The sequence below is a fragment of the Vibrio sp. 10N.261.55.A7 genome (genome assembly GCF_002877365.1).
Lineage (GTDB): Bacteria > Pseudomonadota > Gammaproteobacteria > Enterobacterales > Vibrionaceae > Vibrio.
In genome coordinates this window covers 1-25,287 of record NZ_MCWZ01000021.1, presented here as the reverse complement: position 1 = coordinate 25,287, position 25,287 = coordinate 1, and the positions used below count along the sequence as shown (strand labels likewise).

The following is a 25,287-nucleotide window of genomic DNA, read 5'->3' as shown; positions in this document are numbered from 1 at the left end:
GCGATGAGAACCGTAGTTTGGCAGTCACTGAGTGAATCTCAACAAGACTCTGTGCTAGAGCGCCCTGCGATTACCGAAGGCGCTAACATTACAGCTGCAGTTTCTGATGTTATAGCAAATGTTCGAAACAAAGGTGATGACGCTCTTGTAGAGCTGACAGAAAAGTTCGATGGCGTAAAGTTGGACTCAATTCGTGTCTCTGGCGATGATATCGACGCCGCCTCTCTGCGCCTTAGTGAAGAAATGAAAGCGGCACTCGAGCAAGCTTATAGCAACATTGCTAAATTCCACAAAGCTCAAAGGCCACAACCGTTAAAAGTTGAAACTCAACCAGGTGTCGTGTGTGAGCAAGTAACGCGCCCTATTAATACAGTTGGCCTTTATATTCCAGGTGGAAGCGCACCATTGCCTTCAACAGTATTAATGCTTGGTGTGCCAGCTCAAATCGCAGGATGCCGTAAGGTAGTGCTTTGCTCCCCACCACCGATTGCGGATGAAATTTTATACGTCGCTAAGCTTTGTAACATTGATGAAGTCTATAGCGTTGGCGGTGGTCAAGCCGTCGCAGCAATGGCGTATGGCACTGAAACAGTCACTAAAGTGGACAAGATCTTTGGCCCAGGAAACGCGTATGTCACCGAAGCAAAAAGACAGGTGAGCAATGATTTCCGCGGGGCAGCGATTGATATGCCAGCAGGACCGTCTGAAGTGTTAGTGTTGGCTGATGAAAGTGCGGATGCTGACTTTATTGCCGCCGACTTGCTTAGTCAAGCAGAGCACGGTCCGGATTCACAGGTTGTGCTAGTGACGCCGTCATCGATTATTGCTGACCAAGTGACAGATGCTGTTCAGCGTCAGTTGAAAGAATTGACTCGCGCAGACATTGCTCAAAAAGCACTGGCTTCTAGCCTAGTGATAATCTCAGAGTCACTGACTCAAGCGATTTCAATCTCGAATTATTATGGTCCTGAGCACTTAATCGTGCAAACGAAGAGCCCACGTGAACTGCTTCCGTTACTGGATAATGCTGGTTCAATTTTCCTTGGTGACTGGTCTCCAGAATCCGCAGGTGATTATGCGTCAGGTACTAACCACGTTTTACCAACTTATGGTTATACCAAGACATATTCGAGCCTAGGTTTGGCGGATTTCTCTAAGCGTATGACGGTGCAAGAGTTAACGGCTGATGGCTTAAAAGGCCTGGCGCCAACAGTAGTCACGATGGCAGAAGCCGAAGGTTTGGATGCGCACAAACGTGCTGTGACCATTCGAATTGAAAAGTTAGATAAAGCGAAATAAGGGTAGGGCATGGAAAAGTTAGCAAGAAAACAGGTTCAGGCTCTAACACCTTACTTATCTGCAAGGCGCATTGGTGGTAGCGGAGATGTGTGGTTGAACGCCAACGAATCTCCGTTTGATAACGAGTACAACCTAAACTTGTCTCGTCTTAACCGTTACAGCGAGTGTCAGCCAAAAGAGTTGATTGATGCTTACGCTCAATATGCTGGCGTGAAATCAGAGCAAACGTTGACAACGCGTGGTGCTGATGAAGGTATTGAGTTACTGATTCGTGCTTTCTGTGAGCCGAACGAAGACGCTATTCTTTACTGCCCACCCACTTACGGTATGTACGCAATCAGTGCAGAGACGATTGGTGTTGAGCGCAAAGTGGTGCCTCTGACTTCTGAATGGCAATTGGATCTTCCCGCTATTGAAGCTCAACTCGACAACGTAAAAGTGGTGTTTGTTTGTAGCCCAAATAACCCAACCGGTAATTTGGTCGATCGCAAAGACATCATCAAGTTGCTTGAAATGACGCAAGACAAAGCGATTGTGGTGATGGATGAAGCGTACATCGATTTTTGTCCTGAAGCATCAACCGTTGATTTGCTTGAGAAATATCCAAACCTAGCGATTTTACGCACCTTGTCGAAGGCCTTTGCTTTAGCGGGTTTACGCTGTGGTTTTACGCTAGCGAATAAAGAGCTGATCGATGTACTGTTGAAAGTGATTGCGCCTTATCCAGTGCCAATCCCTGTTGCTGACATCGCCGTTCAAGCACTTTCAGAGCAAGGGCTAGCGCGAGCTAAGTTCCAGGTTCTGGATTTAAGTGCTAACCGAGCATATTTGCAAGCGGGTTTATTAGGCATGCCACAAGTGACGGTATTTGATGGTTGGGGTAACTACCTACTGGTTAAATTCCCGAATGGTGACGATTTATTTAAAGCGGCTTGGGATACGGGCATCATCTTGCGTAATTCACCAATTGAAAACTGTGTTCGTATTAGTATTGGTAACCGCGAAGAGTGCGAAAAGACACTTGGATTCATTCGTAATTTTTATCAGTAACGAAACGCTTACCAGTAATAACATTGGCCAGTTTGATTTGATTAATCGCAGGCTGGCAAGTGAAACCAATATTTTGGGTTAGCGTTTGATTTTAGCTAGGCCACCAGATTTAAAATTAAAAGGAAGTTCAAGTGAGTAAACAACAGAAAATACTTTTTATAGACCGTGACGGCACCTTAATTGTTGAGCCGCCAGTCGATTTTCAAGTAGACCGTTTAGACAAACTAAAATTCGAACCGCTCGTGATTCCTAGCCTGCTTGCTTTGCAAGATGCTGGCTACCGCTTAGTGATGGTCACTAACCAAGATGGCTTAGGTACCGATAGCTACCCACAAGAAGAGTTCGATGCGCCACACAATATGATGATGGAGTTCTTCGAATCTCAAGGCGTTAAGTTTGACGATGTGCTTATTTGTCCTCACTTTGACGAAGACAACTGCTCTTGCCGCAAGCCTAAACTGGGTATGGTTAAAGAGTATCTACAAGGCGGTAAAGTCGACTTCCAACACTCTGTTGTGATTGGCGACCGAATGACGGATCTTCAACTTGCCGAGAATATGGCAATCCGTGGTATTCAATATGGCCCGGATGCAGAAACGGAAGGCACGCTTAATTGGCCACAAATCGTTAAAGATCTGACGGTTAACGCTCGTGTTGCTGAAGTGGTTCGCACGACTAAAGAAACGGATATCAAGGTAGCAGTAAACCTTGATGAAACCGGTGGCAATAAGATCGACACTGGCATGGGCTTCTTCGATCACATGCTGGATCAAATCGCGACACACGGCGGTTTCCAAATGAACCTGACGGTGAAGGGCGATCTGCACATTGATGATCACCACACAATCGAAGACACTGCTCTCGCTTTAGGTGAAGCACTGAAAGTTGCGTTAGGTGACAAACGTGGTATTGGCCGTTTCGGTTTCAGCCTACCAATGGATGAGTGTTTGGCTCAGTGTGCGCTAGACCTTTCTGGCCGCCCATATCTTAAGTTCGATGCTAAATTCAGCCGCGAACAAGTGGGTGATCTTTCAACTGAGATGGTGGTTCACTTCTTCCGCTCTCTAACCGACACACTGGCTTGTACGCTACACCTTTCTTCTGATGGCAATAATGATCACCATATCATTGAGAGCTTGTTTAAAGCGTTTGGTCGTACTCTTCGCCAAGCAATCAAAGTTGAAGGTAATGAGTTACCAAGCAGCAAAGGCGTCTTGTAAGGCTAACGTTAGCAAGGAAAAACAATGAAACATCAAAAAGTCGTCATTATTGATACTGGGTGTGCCAACGTTTCTTCGGTGAAATTTGCCATTGAACGTTTGGGTTACGCAGTTGAGATTTCAAAAGAACCAGAAGTCGTCCTTGCCGCCGACAAGCTTTTCCTACCGGGTGTAGGCACAGCAAGTGAGGCAATGAAGAACCTACAAGAGCGTGACCTTGTTTCTCTTGTGAAGAAAGTAGAGAAACCTCTGCTGGGTATTTGTTTAGGTATGCAGCTGTTAGGCAAACTGTCTCAAGAGAAAGGCCAAAAGGCTGACGAGTTAGTTGAATGTCTAGGCCTGTGTGATGGTGAAGTTCGTTTACTTGAAACGGGCGATTTACCACTGCCACACATGGGTTGGAACACAGTAACCTCGACACCTAACCACCCTTTGTTTAAAGACATTGAAGAAGGCGAGTATTTCTATTTCGTTCACAGCTTCGCAATGCCAGTGGGTGACTACACTATCGCACAATGTGATTACGGTAACCCGTTCACAGCGGCGGTGCAAAGTGGTAACTATTATGGTGTTCAGTTCCACCCAGAGCGTTCTTCAAAAGCAGGCTCTAAGCTGATTCAGAACTTCTTGGAATTGTAATAAGGATTAGGCAGCGGCCAACGTTGCCATATAAGGAATGTAAATGATTATTCCCGCATTAGATTTAATTGAAGGCCAAGTAGTTCGCTTATTCCAAGGTGATTACGGGCAAGTAACAGAATACAAAGTAGACCCTGCAGAGCAGTTTAACCTGTATCACCAAGCTGGCGCAGGTTGGCTTCACCTTGTTGACTTAACAGGTGCAAAAGACACAACCGCTCGTCAACTTGACCTGATCGCAAAGCTACTAGCTAGTACACCGGCCAATATCCAAATTGGCGGCGGTGTGCGTAACGAGCAAGACGTGGTCGACCTACTTGAAGCTGGCGCACAGCGCGTTGTTGTAGGTTCAACAGCAGTTAAGCAACCTGAGCTTGTTAAAGGTTGGATGGAGAAATATGGCGCGGAAAAAATCGTGCTGGCTCTGGATATCAATATCGACGAAAGCGGCACACGTAAAGTGGCGATTTCAGGTTGGCAAGAAGATTCAGGCGTGACGATTGAAGCGCTGATTGAAGACTACCTAACAGTGGGTCTTAAACACGTTCTGTGTACAGATATTTCACGTGATGGCACGCTAGAAGGATCAAACGTAGAGCTTTACGTTGATCTTTGTAAGCAGTACCCACAAGTTCAGTTCCAATCATCTGGTGGCATCGGTAGTCTGGCTGATATCGAAGCTCTAAAAGGTAGCGGTGTTGCTGGTGTGATCGTTGGTCGCGCATTGCTTGATGGCAAGTTCACCACAGAGGAGGCATTTGCATGTTGGCAAAGCGAATAATCCCTTGTTTGGATGTCCGTGACGGACAAGTGGTTAAGGGCGTTCAGTTCCGTAACCACGAAATTATTGGTGACATCGTTCCGCTAGCACAACGCTATGCAGAAGAGGGCGCCGATGAGCTGGTATTTTATGACATCACCGCATCAAGCGACGGTCGTGTGGTTGATAAGAGCTGGGTAAAACGCGTAGCAGAAGTGATCGATATTCCTTTCTGTGTCGCTGGTGGTATTAAATCAGCAGAAGATGCAGCGCGCATTCTTGAGTTTGGTGCTGATAAAGTCTCGATCAACTCGCCTGCATTGGCTAACCCACAACTGATCACTGACCTTGCTGATAAGTTTGGCGTGCAGTGTATTGTTGTTGGCATCGATTCATACTTCGATAAAGAAACCGGTAAATATCAGGTTTACCAGTTCACTGGCGATGAAGCGCGTACTAAAGCAACCAAGTGGGAAACCAAAGACTGGGTGCAGGAAGTACAGAAGCGTGGTGCAGGTGAGATTGTGTTAAACATGATGAACCAAGATGGTGTTCGCAACGGCTATGACATCGATCAGTTAAACATGGTGCGTGAAGTGTGTAATGTGCCATTGATTGCTTCTGGTGGTGCTGGCGCGATGGAGCACTTTGCTGAAGCTTATAAAAAAACCAACGTGGACGGAGCACTAGCAGCTTCAGTATTCCACAAACAAGTCATCAATATTGGTGAACTTAAACAATATTTAAAACAACAAGATGTAGAGGTGCGACTATGAGTTTTGAACCCGTAAGCTTATCAAAAACAGAAGTAGGCGCATTGTCAGAGCGTATTGATTGGGAAAAAGTGGGTGGTTTAGTGCCTGCTATTGTTCAAGACTACCAATCGAGCCAAGTGCTTATGATGGGATACATGAACCCTGCAGCCCTTGAAAAAACGGGTGAAACAGGCCAAGTGACGTTCTTCTCTCGTACAAAAGAGCGTTTATGGACCAAAGGAGAGACCTCCGGAAATGTTCTTCAGTTGGTTAACCTCTCATTAGATTGTGACAGTGACACTTTGTTGGTAAAGGTGAATCCCATTGGCCCAACCTGCCATACAGGCACGACAACGTGCTGGGACGCAGATAAGCAAGACGAAACACAGATGGTGTGGCTTCATCAGCTTGAGCAGCTACTGGCTGCCCGCAAGGACGCAGACCCTGAATCTTCTTATACTGCCAGCTTATATGCCCGTGGCACCAAGCGTATTTCGCAAAAAGTGGGCGAAGAAGGCGTTGAAGTCGCGCTTGCGGCGACGTCGGGCGATAAGGCGGAGTTAGTGTGTGAATCAGCAGATTTGATTTACCACTTGATGGTTCTTCTTCAAGACCAAGGTTTGTCTATGAACGACGTGGTGAACAAGCTTAAAGAACGTCATAAGTAATAAGCTTTTAATGAGTTCAATCTAAAGGCCAGTATTTCAATACTGGCCTTTCTTTTTGGTTCTGATTTTCTATTCGCTAGAGGGCTATTTCTCGCCACTCTCCAGGCTTTAGGTCGCCTAACTGAGTATTGCCTATTGAGTAACGTATTAACCGTAACGTTGGATGACCAATATGCGCGGTCATTCGTCTCACCTGCCTATTTCTGCCTTCAATGATGGTTATGGCAAGCCATGTGGTAGGGATTTTCGCCCGAACACGAACAGGAGGGTTTCGCTCCCAAACAGAAGGTGCTTCCATTCTTTCAACTGTCGCAGGAAGAGTAGGGCCATCTTTCAGCTCGATGCCATCACGTAGTTTATTCAGGCTCTCGTCAGAGGGAGAGCCATCGACTTGGACCCAGTACGTTTTCGGTGACTTAGAGCTTGGTTGGGTTAAGCGTGCTTGAAGAACACCATCATTGGTTAGGATCATTAAGCCTTCGCTGTCTCTATCGAGACGACCTGCTGCGTATACTTCTTTCACTGGGATGTAATCTGCGAGGGTTTTTCGCCCATTGCCATCGGTAAATTGACTCAAGGTATCGTAAGGTTTATTGAACAAAAGAACTTTACGGTCTTCCGGTTTTACCTTTGCTGGTTTTGATTTGCTGTGTTTTCGGCTAATACGCACGCGTTGGTTTCCGTTTGAAGTGCCTCGCTGTTTAAAATGCGCACCATTTTTATCTGATGAAGGTTGGCCTTGTTTACGACGAGAGCGAAGTTGCATGTTAACTACCTTGCAAAATTGTAAAGAAACAGTGTTAAAAAGTTTTGTAGAATCTGTAAATAAGCTATTATTTGCGCGCCCAAAAACAGAATAACGCACAAGATAATAGACTATTCTCGCGGTTTTGTTTAATTATAAGTATCAGCACTCAAGGACTTAGGTTGTTAATACTCAACTTAGCAGCCTAAGAAGATTAAAAGAGTGATAAAATCGTATCAACGCAGATACGGACATTCACACAGCGCTATTGAGATAATAGAAGCTGCTTAGAACAATAGGGAAATTTCATGCCTACAGAAAAACCTACGATTATTTATACCATTACGGATGAAGCACCAGCACTAGCGACTTATTCACTATTACCGATTATTCAATCGTTTACAGCATCATCTGGTATCAATGTAGACACTCGAGATATCTCGTTAGCGGGACGTATCATTGCAAACTTTCCTGAGCATCTAAAAGAAGAACAACGCATTGGTGATGCACTGGCTGAACTAGGCGAACTCGCAAAAACACCTGAAGCAAACATCATTAAGCTGCCAAACATTTCTGCTTCAGTACCACAGCTAAAAGCGGCAGTAGCAGAGCTACAAGCGAAAGGGTACGACTTACCTGATTACCCGGAAGAGCCAAGCACATACGAGCAGGAAGCGATTAAAGCGACGTACGACAAAATTAAGGGTAGTGCAGTAAACCCAGTTTTACGTGAAGGTAATTCAGATCGTCGTGCTCCATTATCTGTTAAGAACTATGCGAAGAAGAACCCGCATTCTATGGGTGCTTGGGCTTCAGATTCTAAATCTCATGTATCTAGCATGTCAGACAAAGATTTCTTTGGTAGTGAAAAGTCGGTCACGATCGACGGTGCTACTGATGTGAAGATTGAATTCACGGCAGCTGATGGTTCAGTGAAAGTGCTTAAGAAAGCTTTCCCGCTACTTGATAAAGAGATCATTGATTGTTCAGTGATGAACAAAGCAGCATTAGTTTCATTCTTCGAGAAAGAAATTGAAGATGCTAAGAAGCAAGACGTTCTATTGTCACTGCACATGAAAGCAACAATGATGAAGGTTTCTGACCCAATCATCTTTGGTCACGCTGTTAAAGTGTACTACAAAGAAGTGTTCGACAAGTATGGCGAAGTTTTTGAAAAGCTTGGCGTTGACGTCAATAACGGTCTAGGTGACGTATACGCGAAAATAGCGAGCCTACCACAAGCTCAAAAAGAAGAGATCGAAGCTGCAATTCTTGCAGTTTACGAAACACAGCCTGCATTGGCTATGGTTGATTCAGACCGTGGTATTACAAACCTTCACGTACCTAGTGACATTATCGTCGATGCTTCAATGCCTGCAATGTTGCGTTCTTCTGGCCAAATGTGGGGCCCAGATGGCAAGCAAAAAGATACCAAGGCGATGATCCCAGATCGCAGCTACGCAAGTATCTATCAGGCAGTCATTGATTTCTGTAAAGTAAACGGTGCGTTTGATCCTACAACGATGGGTAGCGTTCCAAACGTAGGCCTAATGGCTCAAAAAGCAGAAGAATACGGTTCACACGACAAGACGTTTACGCTAGATGCTGCTGGTACTGTTCGTGTTGTGGATGCCTCTGGAACTACTCTACTTGAGCAATCGGTAGAAGACGGCGATGTATTCCGTATGTGCCAAGTTAAAGATGCTCCAATCCAAGATTGGGTTAAACTAGCGGTTACGCGCGCTCGTGCTACTGGCGTACCAGCGGTATTCTGGTTAGATGAAAACCGTGCGCACGATGCTCAGTTGATTGAGAAAGTTAATGCTTACTTACCTGAATACGATACAGCGGGATTAGAGATAAAAATTCTAGCACCGTTAGAAGCGTGTCAGTTCTCTTTGGAGCGCATTAAAGAAGGTTTGGATACTATCTCAGTAACAGGTAACGTACTGCGTGATTACCTAACGGATCTGTTCCCAATTTTAGAGCTGGGTACTTCTGCCAAAATGCTGTCTATCGTTCCTCTTATGAATGGTGGTGGCTTATTTGAAACAGGCGCTGGTGGTTCTGCACCTAAGCACGTTCAACAAGTAGAGAAAGAAAACCACTTACGTTGGGATTCGCTTGGTGAGTTTTTAGCACTTGCTGCTTCTTTAGAACACCTAAGCACAGTAACAGGCAATGCAAGAGCTCAAGTTTTGGCGGATGCTTTGGATAAAGCGACGGGTGAATTCTTAGATGAGAATAAGTCACCATCACGTAAAGTGAACGAACTTGATAACCGCGGAAGCCACTTCTACCTTGCGGCCTACTGGGCTAAAGCTTTAGCTGAGCAGTCAGTTGATGCAAAGCTTGCTGCGGAATTTGCTCCAATCGCTAAAGCTTTAAGTGACAATGAAACAACAATCGTGTCTGAATTAAATGAAGCACAGGGCGTTGTTGGCGATCTAGGTGGTTACTACGCATTGAATGATGACTTAGTTGCTTCTCTGATGAGACCTAGCAAAACGTTGAATAACGTTATTAATGGCTAATTGTTGTAACTAGAAACAAATAACCCCGCTTATATAGCGGGGTTATTTTTTATTCGAATGAAGCGAATTAACGGCTATTTTGCCATTTGAGCTTCGATAGGGACGACAGAGCTAGCATGGGAACCTTTCGGGCCTTGCTCTATTTCATAAGCAACTTGCTGACCAGCTTTCAGTGTTCTATACCCATCCATCTTAATTGTGGAGTAATGAGCGAAAATATCCCCGTCCTCACCTTCCGGACAGATAAAACCAAATCCTTTGGCATTGTTAAACCATTTTACTGTACCTGTAGCCATGCTATACATCCCTCATGCATTTATTACTGATGTTGTGTTTAGAAGATTGCGCTTTAAACCTAGCGTCGATCCGTCAGTGACTATTAATTCATATGCTTATAAATATTTACTCACTAACTGACCAATGTAGTCAATGAGTCGAGACAGTCAATAGGCAAAACGTCTTATTTGCTACATATTTGCAAACAAATCACTTTTGAGATTTACATTTTTGCAACTTGACAGTGGTCAATATGGCTAATTTGACATAGCTCAAGTATTAAACTGTTTGCTTTTTAATCAATTAGATAATTCTTGATCAATGAGACCCATCTTTTATTTGCAGCGATTGAATTGCTGGATTAGTCTCTAAGTAGGAGATGTTTTTCGGGGCGCATTTTTTTCTCGCCATCCTAAGAGATAAATCTAAAACTTTGCTTTTACAAAGTGGTAAAATCGAGTTAGAAATCTTGAATATTTGAATGGATCATGGGCCGAAATTTTGAATGGGTAACTCCAGACTCAGATTTACTGGAGAAAGAAAAAACGAAAATCCAACCACCTGCGATGTATAACGTTTTGTTGAATAACGATGACTACACGCCGATGGACTTTGTGATTGAAATCCTAGAGCGCTTCTTCTCAATGGATATAGAGAAAGCAACCCAGATCATGCTTCAAGTGCATTATGAAGGAAAAGCAATATGCGGGACGTTTACCGCTGAAGTTGCAGAGACAAAAGTGGCGCAGGTCACTATGTATTCTAGGGAAAATGAGCATCCACTGCTCTGCACATTAGAGCAAGCGTAGCGCTTGCACCGAACAACTTAGTTGTTCTTTAAGGAGGTACTTATGCTTAACAAAGAGTTAGAGACGAGTCTAAACGGCGCATTTGCCCGCGCAAGAGACAAACGACATGAGTTTATGACGGTCGAGCACCTCCTACTTGCATTATTAGAAAATGATGCGGCTAAAGAGGCCTTATCGGCTTGTCAGGCAGACTTAGATGCTTTGCGACAAGAACTTGATATATTCATCGACCAAACAACGCCGCTTATCCCAGAAAACGATGAAACTCGAGAAACCCAACCTACTTTAAGCTTTCAACGCGTTCTACAGCGTGCAGTCTTCCACGTCCAATCTTCGGGACGCAGCGAGGTTACTGGTGCGAATGTACTCGTGGCTATTTTTAGTGAACAAGAATCTCACGCAGCCTACCTATTGAAGAAAAATGATATCAGTCGTCTAGATATTGTGAATTTCATTTCTCACGGAATTACCAAGTCTTCCAGTTCAAATGATGATTCATCATCAGAATCGTTTGGCCAAGAAGCCTCTGAGGAACAAGGCTCTGAAGAACGTTTAGAGAGCTTTGCAACGAATCTAAATCAAGTAGCAAAACAAGGCCACATTGACCCACTTATTGGACGAGATAAAGAACTAGAGCGCACGATTCAAGTACTTTGTCGTCGCAGAAAAAACAATCCCCTACTTGTTGGTGAAGCGGGAGTGGGTAAAACAGCGATTGCTGAGGGCCTAGCCTGGAGAATTGTTGAAGGTCAGGTTCCAGAAGTCATTCAAAATAGCGTTATTTATTCGCTAGATATTGGCTCGCTTTTGGCGGGAACCAAATACCGAGGTGATTTTGAAAAGCGCTTCAAAGCAATTCTGAAGCAACTGGAAAAAGAAGACGACGCTATTTTATTCATCGATGAAGTACATACTATCATCGGCGCGGGTGCAGCTTCAGGTGGTCAAGTTGATGCCGCAAACCTGATTAAGCCGTTGCTCAGTAGTGGTAAGCTTCGTTGTATAGGGTCCACGACTTATCAAGAATACAGTAATATCTTTGAAAAAGAGCGTGCGCTATCTCGACGCTTCCAGAAGATTGATGTTGTAGAGCCATCGCTAGACGACACCACAAAGATTCTGATTGGACTGAAACCGAAATACGAAGCTCACCATGAAGTTCGCTACACCAATAAAGCGCTTCGAGCAGCTGTTGAACTTTCAGCTAAATACATCAATGAGCGTCACCTACCCGATAAAGCGATTGACGTTATTGATGAAGCGGGTGCGCGCAGTCGATTAGCACCGGCGAGCCGTCGTAAGAAAACCGTTGGCGTTGCGGATATCGAATCCATGGTTGCAAAAATGGCTCGAATCCCAGAAAAATCGGTTTCTTCATCAGACAAAGATATTCTACAAAACCTTGACGACAAGATGAAAATGCTGGTGTTCGGGCAAGATCCAGCGATCGATGTGTTAAGTGAAGCGATTAAGTTAACTCGCGCTGGTCTTGGTGCTGACAATAAGCCGGTTGGTTCATTCTTGTTTGCAGGCCCAACAGGGGTTGGTAAAACAGAGGTAACGCTTCAGCTCGCCAAATTGATGGGAATCGAATTACTTCGTTTCGATATGTCTGAATACGGTGAACGTCACTCGGTAAGTCGCTTAATCGGTGCGCCTCCAGGTTATGTTGGTTATGACCAAGGTGGCTTACTAACTGATGCCGTAATTAAACATCCTCACTCAGTTGTATTGCTGGATGAAATAGAGAAAGCTCACCCAGATATCTTCAACTTGTTATTGCAAGTCATGGACAATGGTACGTTAACCGATAATAACGGACGCAAAGCCGACTTCAGAAATGTCATTCTCGTGATGACGACGAATGCCGGTGTTCAGGAGACAGAAAGAAAATCAATTGGTTTGATTCAGCAAGACAATGCGCCAGATGCGATGGCTGTGATTAAGAAAGTCTTCACGCCTGAGTTTAGAAATCGACTTGATAACATCATTTGGTTTAATAGCCTGGATGAAACGGTAATCCATCAAGTGGTTGATAAGTTCATTGTTGAGTTACAAGCGCAACTTGATGTACGAGGTGTCTCTCTAGAGGTCGCTGAGGATGCTAGACATTGGCTCGCAGCTAAAGGTTATGATAAAGCGATGGGTGCGCGTCCTATGGGTCGAGTTATTCAAGAGCAATTGAAGAAACCACTGGCTAATGAACTGTTGTTTGGGTCGTTAGTGGATGGTGGAACAGTGAAAGTGACGCTGAAAAAAGACAATATTGTGTTTAAGTATGTTGGAGCAAAAGAAGAAGCGCTTCATTAATCACAGTAAAAGCGAGTAAATGAAAAACCAGAGTTAATGACTCTGGTTTTTTTATGCTTAATGAAAGTGATAATAGGTGACTGTTATACGCACTTTTGTTAGAGGTTCTAACACAGAGGCAAGTAGTGCCTGATTAGGTATTGGTATGACGTTTCGACATCGTCAGGGATATGCTGTTCAATCTGAAAACCTTTAGCCGGATAATTCTTGATGCGTTCGTAATCTTCTATCGTGGCTTTCAAAACCATATCCAGTGGCATATCTGGGCAGATATAATCAAAAAAGCTTTCTGATGAAGAAGTGACCAATACACGTTCACATTGAGTGGGCCACTGTTTCATGAACGTTGCGTAGCTTCTTCGTTCCATGAAGGGTTTTTGAACGAGTAATAGTTTTTGATGAGCGAGGTTTTTACGGATCATTACCTCATATCCTAAAGTAATGTTTTCACCTGTATTCGTCGCTTCAGTCTCAAGGGAAATAGCTTCAGATGGGACACCTGCGTCTTTAGCAATATCTGCAAAAGTCTCAGCTTCTGTTTTATCAAATAGACCGTCGGTAAAGCGTCCCATGCCTCCAGAGAATAAGATCTTTGGAGCATATCCCTCTAGGTACAGTTTGGCAGCATGTGAGGCGACACGCAGGTCATTGCTACAAAGAACGAAGATGAGATCGGACTGTGCCGGCTTGTGGCCCATCTTCATATAGTCCCACAGTGTTTCTATATGCTGATATAAGCGTTTCTCTGGTGACCTGTGAGACTCTTTCTGGCCGTTGTCAGAAGCTTTATTCATTTATACTCTCCAACGCACTTAATATGTCTGGGTAGCGATATTGATAGCCAAGCTTGATGATTTTGTCAGTCACGATCCTTTTGTCAGGTATTGCGACGATTTCGGGCATTAAAGAAAGCGATTGATTCGCTTGAAGCAAGGCATGCTGATAGAAGGTCTCTTTGCTCACCGTATTTGGTGAAGTAACGTTAACGACCTGATTGGTAATCGAGTTCAATGAATAAGTAATCGCGCCAATAGCATCCGTAAGGTGAACCATATTAGCAGGGGCTAGGCGACTAACCTGTTTCAATTTGCTCACAAAGCGACTTGGGTGACGCTGTGGGCCAATTAAACCACTCATTCGCAACACGACAAATTCTAACCCAGAGTCGATGACATGTTGCTCGGCTTCAAGCAAAACCTGAGCGTTGTTGCTGAAGTCGGGCGATTGTTGAGCAATAACATAGCTCGCCTTACTTTCAATCATTTCTAAAATTGATTGAGCATCACTATTCTCTGCGAGGTTTAGGCTTGGATAAACTGCGCTAGAACTCACCATGATGATTTTTCTAACGTTTGCTGAGACAGCGGCTTCGACAACAAAACGCCACATCTCTTTATACTCGTTGGTCAGTCCTTTACGGAAACCGGGTGGGAAACAGCCAATGATGACATCAGGCTGTTGTTTATCAAGTGAGTGTTTAAGAGATTCTGGTTGTTCGAGGTTACAGTTAAAGCCACAGATTCCTAGCGAATCAAGCTCAGAGGCTTTGTTACTTGTCCGCCTGCTGGCGAATACTTTGTCATATTGAGAAAGGAGCGAAGTGGCAAGAGGTGTGCCTAGCCAGCCCGCTCCAATAATTGTGATGTTCTTCATTGATATCTAGTTGCTCTAAGATTTTAGAAGCGCTACTTAGGCATTCAGCACACGTAATATTTTGTCTGCTTTCTCTGCAGTTTCAATGCCTTCGTCTGTTAGATAGCCACCATCAGGTAGCGTACAAAGCCCCTTCGAATACAGACTGCCAACGGCTTCCTGAACGTCGTCAGAGGCATCTTGATGCACTTTAATACCGGTTGCTGAACTGCTGACGTCAAATTGAAGCAGTAAGTTCAGTTCAGCGATGTGTTTTTGAGAATATTTCATTATTTGATCCTTTTAGTACTCTTTGCTACACATTAAGCAAGCATCTCAGGCACTGCAAACAACCTTGATGAGAAGTGTTAATTAGAACCAAATTGGCGCTGTTTTGTTCTACTTAGAGGTGCAGAACGATGGTTACTGCCTAGGTTACTACCCTCATCTATTAAACAACTATTTCATAGGCTTATGCAGGTTATCCACAATTTCTGTGGATAAAGTGTTTCTAAATGAAAGGGTAGTACATTTTGTATACGAAAAATGGTTCTTCGAGAGCGCTCCACTAAATCTCTCGGCTATTTAATTACGCGCGGATTTGGTTTTGCTCGCATCGATACGATTGATGAGAATGCGTCCTTCAGAACTGATTGCGCTATTAAGGCTCAGTCGTAGAGACAGTGTCACGGAAATACTCATCATCACAAAAATCGCGATCATAATCATCAATTGGTACTTGATTGCAGTCATCGGGGCAATGCCGCCTAAAATTTGACCTGTCATCATACCTGGAAGTGTGACAAGTCCTGTTGTTGCCATTGAAGCCAAAACAGGTGCGAATGATTTTTGTATGGCTTCTCGCAAAAATGGCATCGAGGCATACGTTGGTGAAGCGCCCAAGGAAAGGGCAGCTTCGTATTCTGAACGTCTACTCTCGTAAGCCGTGAATAGGTTTTGTAGTGCGATAATATTCCCGCTGAGGCTGTTACCCAATAGCATGCCGGCAAGTGGGATCAAGTATTGAGCATTGTATACAGGTTTGGGCTGAATAAAGACAAAACAGAGCAATATGAGAATAGGCGATAGCCCCAAAAGAAGCCCGCTACTTACTGGTTTAAAAAGAAAACGAGTAGGGAGCTTTGCTTTGCCAATGATGGAGAGCGAACCAATGACAATCATGATTGCTATCCAAATTAGATTGATAGCTAAGCTATTGATGGAGAACAAATACTCGAGGTAAATTCCGATGGCAATGAGTTGAATAACCATTCGTGTGATGCTAAGAAAAATATCTTTTCCTAGATCAAGTTGATAGTGGACATTAATGAAAATTGGGATAAGCAGCGTCGAGCTGAAAAGGGCGAGTTGCAGAAAAGAAATATCAACGATGGATTCCATGAGAGCTCCTTTATAACCACATAGAATTGTACAGAATTCCCTTTCCTTATAGCACTGTTTTCCGACGACAAAAGAAGCTAGTTAACAAACCGAGAAGAACCGCCTTCATTTTGAGTAGTATGGTAAAAGCTACTTATGGGTGTTTGTTTCTCATGTGTTGTAATTTTTACTTATAATTAACATGTACAAGTTGTCACATTTGTTCATAATTTTACACATGTTCTGTTATTCAAACACAACTTTGGATGACCTCAAGAAAGCGTTGATTAACTAGGGTTATTAGGCGGTTCTAATTGAAGTGAACCGAAATTTTGAACTAAAATTTATCAAAACAAAAGTTGGTTTTACGTCGTAAGAAAACTGAGCCATCAGAAAATTAACGATAAAATGCAGGTAAATGTATGAGTGATGTTAATAATGTTCAAAGCGTTGAAAAACGTTCAATGGAGTGGAAGTCGTTTCTTTTCATTACCGTTATCCTCTTTCCAATCTTAAGTGTCGCCTTTGTTGGCGGTTACGGATTCATTGTTTGGATGTTGCAAGTGTTCTTCATGGGGCCTCCTGGAGCACATGGCTAAAACCGTCTCACAACCCACTTTTGATTAGAATTTTTAAGAGAGCAAAACATGAAATCATTGATTATTAAGCTGTGGCGAACAATGACTCGTCCAGCAGTTCACATTAGCCTTGGTGTGCTAACAATGGGCGGTTTCATAGCTGGTGTGATCTTTTGGGGCGGTTTTAATACGGCCTTAGAAGCAACGAATACAGAAGAATTTTGTATTGGCTGCCATACCATGAAAGAAAACGTATACGTTGAGTTGCAAGAGACGGCACACTGGAAAAACAGTTCTGGTGTGAGAGCAACGTGCCCTGACTGTCACGTTCCACATGAATGGACAGCAAAAATTGCGCGTAAGATGCAAGCTTCAAAAGAAGTGTTTGCGCAGATATTCGGTGATTTAGGAACGCCTGAAAAATTTGAGGCTCGACGTTTAGAACTTGCTCGCCATGAATGGGATCGATTCTCGGCAAATGGCTCACTAGAGTGTAAAAACTGTCATGCTTACGAGTCCATGGACTTTGAGCAAATGTCTCCAACTGCGCGCATTCAAATGAAACAAGCAGCGGATCGTGACCAAAGCTGTGTTGATTGTCATAAAGGCATCGCTCACCACTTACCACAAGACATGGCGTCAGCGAGTGGGATTGTTGGCGATCTCGAGCAAATTGCTAATGGTACTCGCTACGCAAATGGCAGTGATGTCATCTCTATCCGTCATTTACCGCTTTATACCGATCAAACTGGGGCGACTGAGGCAGGCCTATTAAGCCCAGCCAGTGAAGTCTCTATTATCGCTGAAAGTGGCGACATGATTGAGGTTCAAATCGATGGTTGGCGTAAAGCGAAAGGCTTTGGTCGAGTCATCCAAGAAGACTTTGGACTGAATATTTCAACGGCAATTCTGACTCGTGAAGTGTCTGAGAGTGAATCGATTAGTATCGGTGAGAAGAAAGAAGATGAATTAACAGGCCTTCCTTGGGAAGAAGTTAGCTTGTCTTTGTGGATGAAAAAAGAATCAATGGTGACCGAGTTCAATCCAATTTGGAATGCGGCGGAAGGGGCTTACACAAGCAACTGTTCAACTTGTCACTCTCAACCAGAAGAAGCGCACTTCAGTGCTAACGGCTGGGTCGGCATGCTTGATGGAATGATTGCGTTCGTAAATTTCGATACTGACACAGAAGCACTTGTTCTTAAGTATCTACAGAAGCACTCATCAGATTTCGCTGAAGGTCATCATTAATCGACGTCAATTTGGAGTAATACAATGGCAATTTCAAGAAGAAGTTTTCTAAAAGGCGTCGCGACAACGAGTGCTGCATCGGTCATCGGGCCAAGCTTGCTTGCGTCGACTTCCGCGATGGCGGCTGAAACAGAAGGCACATGGCGAGTATCGGGCTCTCACTGGGGCGCATTTAGAGCACGAGTTTATGCGGGTAAAGTACAAGAGATTAAACCGCTAGAAATCGATAAGCACCCAACAGAGATGCTTAATGGTATCAAAGGCATCATCTATAGCCCTTCACGTGTTCGTTACCCTATGGTTCGCCTAGATTGGCTTAAGAAGCACAAATACAGCGCAGATACCCGTGGTAACAACCGTTTCGTACGTGTGACTTGGGACGAAGCACTTGATCTTGTATACCGCGAATTAGAGCGTGTACAAAAAGATTACGGTCCTTGGGCGCTGCATACGGGCCAAACGGGTTGGCGTCAAACGGGTCAATTCCACAGCTGTACCAACCATATGATGCGAGCGATGGGATTACACGGTAACTCCGTGAAGAAGATCGGTGACTATTCAACGGGTGCTGGCCAAACCATTTTGCCGTACGTGCTTGGGTCTACAGAGGTATACGCACAAGGTACATCTTGGGAACTCATCCTAGAGAACAGTGACAACATCATCATGTGGGGCAACGATCCCGTTAAGAACCTTCAGGTTGGCTGGACGTGTGAGACACATGAGTCGTTTGAATACCTTAATCAACTGAAAGAGAAAGTGGCGAACAAAGAGATCAACGTTGTCTCTGTTGATCCTGTTCAAAACAAAACGGGTCGTTTCCTTAATAACGAGCAGATGTACATCAACCCGCAGACCGATGTCCCGTTCATGCTAGGTGTTGCCCATGTACTTTATAATGAAGAGCTGTACGACAAAGAGTTTATTGACACGTACTGTTTAGGCTTTGATGACTTTATTCAGTATGTTCAAGGTGAAACCAAAGACAAGGTCGAGAAAACACCAGAGTGGGCGGCGGAAATTTGTGGCGCAAGCGCTGAAAGTATTCGTAAATTTGCTCATATGCTGGTTAACGGCCGCACCCAAATCATGGTGGGCTGGAGCATCCAACGCCAAGAGCACGGTGAACAACCTTACTGGATGTGTGCGGTATTGGCAGCAATGGTTGGTCAAATTGGCCTTCCTGGCGGTGGTATCTCTTACGGGCACCACTACTCTGGTATCGGTGTTTCTTCAACGGGCTTTGGTGCACCAGGCTCATTCCCGCTGAACATCGACCAAGGGCAAGAGCCAAAATACAACAACAACGATTTTAACGGTTACAGCCGCGTTATCCCTGTGGCTCGTTGGGTTGATAGCCTACTTGAACCAGGTAAGAAGATTCAAGCGAACGGGTCTACGGTAACACTGCCAGACATCAAGATGATGGTGTTCAGTGGTAACAACCCTTGGCATCATCACCAAGATCGTAACAAAATGCGTAAAGCATTTAAGAGCTTGCAGACAGTAGTCGCAGTTGACTTTGCGTGGACAGCGACCTGCCGCCACTCTGATATTGTTCTTCCTGCCTGTACTCAGTGGGAGCGTAACGATATTGATGGTTACGGTGCGTACTCTGGGCGTGGGTTAGTGGCAATGCAGAAGTTGGTTGATCCACTGTTCCAGTCAAGATCAGACTTCGACATTATGCGAAACCTAACTCGTCGCTGGGGACGTCACGAAGAATATACTCGTGGCATGGATGAAATGCAGTGGGTTCGCTCGCTGTACAATGAGTGTCGATCTGCGAATGAAGGCGCTTTCGAAATGCCAGAGTTTGACGAATTCTGGGAAAAAGGTTTCTTAGACTTCGGTAAAGGCAAGCCTTGGACTCGTCACGCCGCATTCCGTGAAGACCCTGAAATTAATGCACTGGGTACACCTTCTGGCTTTATCGAAATCTCGAGTAGAACGATCGGTAACATGGGGTATGAGAAGTGCCAAAACCACCCGATGTGGTTCGAGAAATCGGAACGCTCTCACGGTGGTCCTGGCTCTGATAAACACCCGTACTGGTTGCAATCGTGCCACCCTGACAAGCGTTTGCACTCACAGATGTGTGAATCTGAAGAGTTCCGTGCAACGTATGCTGTTAAAGGTCGCGAGCCTATTTACATCAACCCTGAAGACGCGAAGAAAAAAGGCGTGAAAGATGGAGACATCGTCCGAGTCTTTAACGACCGAGGTCAGCTACTTGCAGGCGCCGTGTTAATGGATAGCTACGCACCTGGGGTTGTTCGTATTGAAGAAGGCGCATGGTATGGCCCAATTAATGAAAAAATTGGCGCACTTGATACGTATGGTGATCCAAACACATTAACGCAGGACATTCCATCGTCGGAGCTTGCCCAAGCGACTTCTGCGAACACTTGCCAAGTTGACTTTGAGAAATTCACAGGCAAAGTGCCGCCAGTAACCTCATTCGGCGGTCCGATTGAAGTGAGCTAAATACTCGCTTACGGTAACAAAAAATTAAGCCAGCCCAACAGGGTTGGCTTTTTTGTATTAAAATCCAAATAGATAGTATAAAAATAATAAAGTAACGATTCGTTGGTGTTTTCAGTAGAAATAAAAGAGGTGGTGACAACACTATGGCGCAGATTATTACACTAGCTTGCCAGCGAGAAGTGTCGGTGCTGAACAACGATTTATCCGTATCTCTCTCTAATCAAGAGCTTACGTTTCGATTCATCGGAATCCATAACAATGAAATTTCCAATGAATATCGTCTGTTTACCCTGCCGTTTGAATTTGAAGTGTCAGCCACATTGATAGGTGACGGCTTCCAAATGTTGGCCCAAACATCGGGTACCTGCGACAACCCCATTGATGTTGGGCGCTGCCCAGATAACAACGCCAGTTATAGAATCTATCCACAAACCGACATCAAACGCTATTACAATTATTTGGTTATCGAAGAATCGACCGGCTACACATTGCTTGGTTTCACAAGCTGTGACCGATTCGCTGGGTATTTCTTGATTGAAGAGATAGACGGCCAGAGAACGATTGTCGCCAATGTTGATGGAGAACAAACTTACCCTCTCGATTGGGACAGTCAAAGCCTTGAGTCAGTCGCTATTCTTAGCGGCCCATCACTTTCTCTTCTGTTTGAGGAATACAGCCAACTGATCAGTATCCATCATCCACCTAAGAGCACATTGACGCAGAAATCCCCAATAGGGTGGTGCTCGTGGTATGCCTACTACGCCTCTGTAACGGAAGAGAATATCAGCCAAAACGTCGTGTCTATGAAAGACGATCTTGATTATTTAGAGTGGGTCTTACTCGATGATGGCTATCAGGCATTCATGGGGGACTGGTTAACGCCTTCAGACAAATTTTCTCATGGTGTGAAATCTCTTATTAAAGGAATACGGAAACAAGGGAAAAAACCGGCTATTTGGCTCGCACCATTCATTGCTCAAGCGGAATCTCAGTTATTCAAGCAACATCCTGATTGGTTTGTGAAGCACGCTTCAGGAGATTTTCTCAAAGCTGAAGACATTACTTATGGCGGTTGGCGTTGTACACCTTGGTATATTCTCGATGCGTCACATCCAGAGGTGCAAGAGTACCTCACCAAAGTAGTGAGGACGATGCGGGAAGAATGGGGTGTCGAGCTGTTTAAATTGGACGCTAATTATTGGGGAACGCTAAAAGGGAAGCGGTATTTATCCGGTATTACTGGCGTACAAGCCTATCGAATGGGCATGGCAGCGATTGAAATAGGGGCAGGGGATGCGTGGATATTAGGCTGCAACGCGCCGATGTGGCCATCTTTAGGCTTGGTTGATGCGATGAGAGTGTCTGACGATGTGGAACGTTCTCCAGACCGATTTAGCCAGATTGCCCAAGAGACATTTTTTCGCAGCTGGCAACACAGAAAGCTTTGGCACATTGATCCAGATTGCGCAACGTTTGTGTCGCTTCCGAACCAAACGACCGAAAGGCAGTATTATGAATTTCATCGCACAGCGTTATTAGCGAGCGGTGGGTTGCTTCTATCTGGAGATCCTCTTCCAGAACTCACGCCTTTTGCGAAATCAAGTCTTACCAAATTGGTGTTAAGACAAAAGCACAACCAGAACGTCGCTAAGTTTACATCTTTATCGTTGTCACACGCGTTCTTGCCAATCACAGACCATAATGACCTGCACTGTTTGTTTCATTATCAAGGGGATGAAACAGAAGTGACACTGACATCGAGTAAGCCTGTGTACTGGTATGATTACTGGACAGGAAAGAAACTGACTTCCGAGCCTATGCAAGTGTTGGAAGTCAGTTTAGATAAGGGATTGAGTAGCCGCGCTATCATTACGGCTAGCTGATATTGTTAAGCGGCTCTACCGAAAAGCTTTAGAGCGACTCTTTTTATTCGAACAAGAAGTAAAACCCATACCCAACAATGAAAGCGGGAATGACAGAGTAGAAAGTAGCCACCAAAGCGGCTTTCGGTGCCAGTGCGATGGCAGGGAATAATGCATCTCCGTCATTCGAAATCGAATTGGCCAATTGCGTTGAGAGTGGAACTGCGCCTGAAATATACATACTTGTAATCAATATTTGCGGACCACAACCAGGAAGTATCCCTACCGCTAAACCAACTAGCGGCATCCACACTCCCCATCCTGAAGCTAACTCAGATAGATTGATATCCGCGAAAAACGTGGTGAGTTCGAAAAGAAGGAAAGCAACGATCACCCAAGCTGTGACAAAATTTGTATCCTGTGCAGCTTTTTGGATAGGGTGAGAACCCGAGTATTTTTCATCTTCTGAAACGGTAGATTGATAGTCTTTGATCTCTTTAGTCATTGCCCACAAAAACATGCTGACGATGATTAACCCCGTGCCTACCCATTCAATGGTCACTTCTGGAAGCGCAAGAAGCTGATTTACGTCTACTTGAAATGACCCCAATAATGCGATGGCAGTGGTTGGAACTAAAAGGAGTTTCCAAAATATCCCTTGCAGATTGATCGCTTTTTTCTCTAGAGAATCACCAGAAGACGTTTCTTTTGGAGTGTTACGTACACAGCATTTCTCTGGGGTATCTTCTTGTTTCTTTGGCCTTAGAAAGTCATCGGCGTGGAAATAATTGACGACCCAGCCTGATAGCGTACCGACAACCACACCGAGCGCAACCACACCGAGGCCAACGTCAGGTTTACTTGCGAGAAGTAAGAATGCAGCGTCTCCCATGGTCGAAGTTAAAACAGCCACAATGGCCCCAAAACCGACGCGACCGCTAATAAATTGCGTCGTTACAACAATGGCTCCACCACAGCCTGGTAAAGCACCCAGTAATGAGGCAAAGAAAACCTGATGGGAACGAGAAGTGTTGTAAAGCTTAACCAGCGCGTTAGTTTTGTTCATGTAGCTCGACAAATAATGGTAGATGGCGAGAGTGAACGCGACATAACAAGAAACAGCCCAGAATGCATCAGATAACGTCGCAACGACGAGCTCTCTAGTGGTCTCAGAAGCGATTAGGGCGACAAGCAAAATAGGAAGAAGCAGTCGCTTATAGGCAAGATCAAACTGGGTAGCGGAAAGCCAACTAGGAAAATTGAGAAATGGGTTAGAAGTGTTCATACCTGGGTACCCGTCATTGATAATGATTCTCATTATATGTAAATGAGAATCATTATCAATATTATTTGTAAACTTTTATAACAAGCAAAGCGAGTTTTTTGCTCTAAGCCCAAATGGGGTGGAAGAAGTGCAGGGGAGTGCAATCACTCGGGCTTTGCGTGCTTAGGGAATGACAAATTTTTAAATTCAGGTAAAGTAGCACCTTTGTGAGCAACCTCACCCCGTTAGAGGGTGAATAAACTAAATGGACAGGAAGAAAGATGATTCTAGTTGTCGGTCATAAGAACCCAGATAGCGATAGTATTTGTAGTGCATTGGTAGCCACTGAGCTGCTTAAGTCTCGTGGTTTAGAGGCAATGCCAATTCGCCAAGGCGAAATCAATCGTGAAACTCAGCACATTCTAGAAGTTGCTGATGCTGAAACTCCGGAACTGCGTACTTCTGTAGCTGGCGAGAAAATCTGGCTAGTTGACTACTCTGATCTCGCACAAGCGCCAGATGATGTCGCTGAAGCGGAAATCTTAGGTATTGTTGATCACCACCGCCTTGGTGACGTGATGACAGTAAACCCAATGGAAGCTTGGATCTGGCCTGTAGGTTGTACCAATACTGTTCTTTTCAATATGTTTAAGATTGAAGGTCATTCAATCTCTCAAAAGATCGCTAAACTGATGATGTCAGCTATTTTATCTGACACTGTTGGTTTCGCCTCTCCAACTTGTACCCAAAAAGATAAAGACGCTGTCGCAGAGTTAGCTGAGATCGCTGACGTACAAGATGTAGACACATTCATCAAAGAGCTACTCATCGCGAAAACTAACATTGAAGGCCTAACAGCTGCCGAGCTAGTTGAGAAAGACCTGAAAGGTTACCCTTTCAATGGTCGTGACGTGGTCGTTGGCCAGGTTGAGCTTGCAACTTTAGAGCAAGTAGACGGCATGATTGATGCTCTAGAAGCTGATTTAGAGTCGCGCTGTGAAAAAGATGGTCTTGCATTCGCTGCAGTGATGCTAACAGACATCACAACCGCTCAAACTCGTCTACTTTATAAAGGAGAGTGGGCTGAGAAATTAGTTAAGCACGAGAAAGATGGCTTACTAATGATGGAAAATACGCTAAGCCGTAAGAAACAAGGTTGGCCTTGGCTACAAGCTGAACTAGTATAATTTCAGACTAGTCAGGTAAGCGCCCACAGATAACCTCTGTGGGCGTTTTTAGTTATTAAAGACGCACTACGAAAGCAACCCGAAGTTAAGGAACTAATGATGACAACAACAGCATTAAGCGCCGATCAGATCTCGACCATTAATAGTTACAATGATGAGCAGAGATTCAAATACTGCATTAAAGAGATGGTTTCAAATCGTCAAATCTGGATTCTGACTGATGAAGATGGTTGTGTCATGCTCAATACAGAAGAGGATGACTGTGTTCCTGTTTGGCCAAATGAAGAATTTGCACTTGCTTGGGCAACGGAAGATTGGAAAGAGTGCAAGGCCGAATCTATCTCTTTAAATAAGTGGCATAGCCGCTGGACAACGGGTTTAGAAGACGATGAACTGTCGATAGTTGTCTTCCCTAATGAGAAAGAAGAAGGTGTGATCGTTTTCCCTGACGAGTTCGATTTCGAACTCAAAAAACAAGCTGCAAAGCGTTAGTTAATAGAAACGTTCACGTATAAAGCGATTAGTAATGGGTCATTGAATAGGGAATTTTCAATGGCCTTTTTTTTGGTTCATCGCGACTT

23 protein-coding genes are annotated in these 25,287 nt (G+C 44.4%); 16 read left to right on the top strand and 7 right to left on the bottom strand.

Translation table 11 applies throughout. From position 1 onward, the window contains the following. Positions 1–3 precede the first annotated feature (3 nt). The 7 genes from hisD (at position 4) to hisIE (ending at position 6,391) form a co-directional block, all read left to right on the top strand. A complete protein-coding gene (gene hisD, locus BCU12_RS02220) occupies positions 4–1,299 on the top strand; it encodes a histidinol dehydrogenase (protein WP_102402768.1) in 1,296 nt (431 codons plus the stop codon). Positions 1,300–1,308: 9 nt separating this feature from the next. Beyond that, positions 1,309–2,349, top strand: a complete 1,041-nt coding sequence (gene hisC / locus BCU12_RS02215) for a histidinol-phosphate transaminase (RefSeq protein WP_102402767.1) — start codon at positions 1,309–1,311, stop codon at positions 2,347–2,349. Positions 2,350–2,480: 131 nt separating this feature from the next. Then, positions 2,481–3,569, top strand: a complete 1,089-nt coding sequence (hisB, locus tag BCU12_RS02210; RefSeq protein WP_102402766.1) for a bifunctional histidinol-phosphatase/imidazoleglycerol-phosphate dehydratase HisB — start codon at positions 2,481–2,483, stop codon at positions 3,567–3,569. Positions 3,570–3,593: 24 nt separating this feature from the next. Continuing rightward, positions 3,594–4,208, top strand: a complete 615-nt coding sequence (gene hisH / locus BCU12_RS02205) for an imidazole glycerol phosphate synthase subunit HisH (protein WP_102402765.1) — start codon at positions 3,594–3,596, stop codon at positions 4,206–4,208. Positions 4,209–4,251: 43 nt separating this feature from the next. Then, positions 4,252–4,989, top strand: coding sequence for a 1-(5-phosphoribosyl)-5-[(5-phosphoribosylamino)methylideneamino]imidazole-4-carboxamide isomerase (gene hisA, locus BCU12_RS02200; RefSeq protein ID WP_102402764.1), 738 nt, complete (start codon positions 4,252–4,254; stop codon positions 4,987–4,989). Continuing rightward, positions 4,971–5,744, top strand: coding sequence for an imidazole glycerol phosphate synthase subunit HisF (gene hisF / locus BCU12_RS02195; RefSeq protein ID WP_017060270.1), 774 nt, complete (start codon positions 4,971–4,973; stop codon positions 5,742–5,744). The genes hisA and hisF overlap by 19 nt, the downstream gene beginning before the upstream one ends. Continuing rightward, positions 5,741–6,391 carry a bifunctional phosphoribosyl-AMP cyclohydrolase/phosphoribosyl-ATP diphosphatase HisIE gene (gene hisIE, locus BCU12_RS02190; protein ID WP_102402763.1) on the top strand — a complete coding sequence of 217 codons (651 nt, stop codon included), beginning with the start codon at positions 5,741–5,743 and terminating at the stop codon, positions 6,389–6,391. The genes hisF and hisIE overlap by 4 nt, the downstream gene beginning before the upstream one ends. A 76-nt stretch (positions 6,392–6,467) precedes the next feature. Here hisIE and BCU12_RS02185 read toward each other — a convergent pair whose 3' ends face one another. Continuing rightward, positions 6,468–7,157 carry a pseudouridine synthase gene (locus tag BCU12_RS02185; RefSeq protein ID WP_102402762.1) on the bottom strand — a complete coding sequence of 230 codons (690 nt, stop codon included), beginning with the start codon at positions 7,155–7,157 and terminating at the stop codon, positions 6,468–6,470. A gap of 287 nt (positions 7,158–7,444) precedes the next feature. Here BCU12_RS02185 and BCU12_RS02180 point away from each other — a divergent pair, with 287 nt between their 5' ends. Then, complete coding sequence (locus BCU12_RS02180) at positions 7,445–9,670, top strand: NADP-dependent isocitrate dehydrogenase (RefSeq protein ID WP_102402761.1); 2,226 nt, start codon at positions 7,445–7,447, stop codon at positions 9,668–9,670. A 74-nt stretch (positions 9,671–9,744) separates the two neighbouring features. Here BCU12_RS02180 and cspD read toward each other — a convergent pair whose 3' ends face one another. Beyond that, positions 9,745–9,966, bottom strand: coding sequence for a cold shock domain-containing protein CspD (gene cspD, locus BCU12_RS02175; RefSeq protein WP_102402760.1), 222 nt, complete (start codon positions 9,964–9,966; stop codon positions 9,745–9,747). A 468-nt stretch (positions 9,967–10,434) separates the two neighbouring features. Here cspD and clpS point away from each other — a divergent pair, with 468 nt between their 5' ends. Then, positions 10,435–10,755 carry an ATP-dependent Clp protease adapter ClpS gene (gene clpS / locus BCU12_RS02170; RefSeq protein WP_102402759.1) on the top strand — a complete coding sequence of 107 codons (321 nt, stop codon included), beginning with the start codon at positions 10,435–10,437 and terminating at the stop codon, positions 10,753–10,755. 42 nt (positions 10,756–10,797) lie between these two features. Further along, positions 10,798–13,065, top strand: a complete 2,268-nt coding sequence (gene clpA, locus BCU12_RS02165) for an ATP-dependent Clp protease ATP-binding subunit ClpA (RefSeq protein ID WP_102402758.1) — start codon at positions 10,798–10,800, stop codon at positions 13,063–13,065. Positions 13,066–13,172: 107 nt separating this feature from the next. Here clpA and BCU12_RS02160 read toward each other — a convergent pair whose 3' ends face one another. The 4 genes from BCU12_RS02160 to BCU12_RS02145 all read right to left on the bottom strand — a co-directional run bounded on the left by BCU12_RS02160 (position 13,173) and on the right by BCU12_RS02145 (position 16,098). Beyond that, on the bottom strand, positions 13,173–13,859 hold the full coding sequence (locus BCU12_RS02160) for a YdcF family protein (protein ID WP_102402757.1): 687 nt from the start codon (positions 13,857–13,859) through the stop codon (positions 13,173–13,175). Further along, on the bottom strand, positions 13,852–14,718 hold the full coding sequence (locus BCU12_RS02155) for an NAD(P)H-binding protein (RefSeq protein WP_102402756.1): 867 nt from the start codon (positions 14,716–14,718) through the stop codon (positions 13,852–13,854). Before BCU12_RS02155 ends, BCU12_RS02160 begins: the two co-directional genes overlap by 8 nt. A gap of 36 nt (positions 14,719–14,754) precedes the next feature. Beyond that, a complete protein-coding gene (locus BCU12_RS02150) occupies positions 14,755–14,988 on the bottom strand; it encodes a TIGR02647 family protein (RefSeq protein ID WP_102402755.1) in 234 nt (77 codons plus the stop codon). Positions 14,989–15,282: 294 nt separating this feature from the next. Then, positions 15,283–16,098 (bottom strand): ABC transporter permease, encoded by an 816-nt coding sequence (locus BCU12_RS02145; protein WP_102402754.1) that lies wholly within the window; start codon positions 16,096–16,098, stop codon positions 15,283–15,285. A gap of 401 nt (positions 16,099–16,499) precedes the next feature. On the opposite strand from BCU12_RS02145, the gene torE reads away from it, so the two are divergent. The 4 genes from torE (at position 16,500) to BCU12_RS02125 (ending at position 22,276) form a co-directional block, all read left to right on the top strand. Further along, positions 16,500–16,676 (top strand): trimethylamine N-oxide reductase system protein TorE, encoded by a 177-nt coding sequence (gene torE, locus BCU12_RS02140; protein ID WP_102402753.1) that lies wholly within the window; start codon positions 16,500–16,502, stop codon positions 16,674–16,676. Positions 16,677–16,724: 48 nt separating this feature from the next. Next, positions 16,725–17,906 (top strand): pentaheme c-type cytochrome TorC, encoded by a 1,182-nt coding sequence (torC, locus tag BCU12_RS02135; RefSeq protein WP_102402752.1) that lies wholly within the window; start codon positions 16,725–16,727, stop codon positions 17,904–17,906. Between the two features lie 24 nt (positions 17,907–17,930). Next, a complete protein-coding gene (torA, locus tag BCU12_RS02130) occupies positions 17,931–20,393 on the top strand; it encodes a trimethylamine-N-oxide reductase TorA (protein WP_102402751.1) in 2,463 nt (820 codons plus the stop codon). A 143-nt stretch (positions 20,394–20,536) separates the two neighbouring features. Further along, complete coding sequence (locus BCU12_RS02125) at positions 20,537–22,276, top strand: alpha-galactosidase (RefSeq protein WP_102402750.1); 1,740 nt, start codon at positions 20,537–20,539, stop codon at positions 22,274–22,276. 43 nt (positions 22,277–22,319) lie between these two features. Here BCU12_RS02125 and BCU12_RS02120 read toward each other — a convergent pair whose 3' ends face one another. Further along, entirely contained in the window at positions 22,320–23,540 is a 1,221-nt protein-coding gene (locus tag BCU12_RS02120; protein WP_102402783.1) for a putative manganese transporter, read from the bottom strand. A 260-nt stretch (positions 23,541–23,800) separates the two neighbouring features. Here BCU12_RS02120 and BCU12_RS02115 point away from each other — a divergent pair, with 260 nt between their 5' ends. Both BCU12_RS02115 and BCU12_RS02110 read left to right on the top strand, forming a co-directional pair. After that, entirely contained in the window at positions 23,801–24,706 is a 906-nt protein-coding gene (locus BCU12_RS02115; protein ID WP_102402749.1) for a manganese-dependent inorganic pyrophosphatase, read from the top strand. Between the two features lie 99 nt (positions 24,707–24,805). Continuing rightward, positions 24,806–25,198: a DUF2750 domain-containing protein gene (locus BCU12_RS02110; RefSeq protein ID WP_102402748.1), complete on the top strand. Its 393-nt coding sequence runs from the start codon at positions 24,806–24,808 to the stop codon at positions 25,196–25,198. Positions 25,199–25,287: the final 89 nt, after the last annotated feature.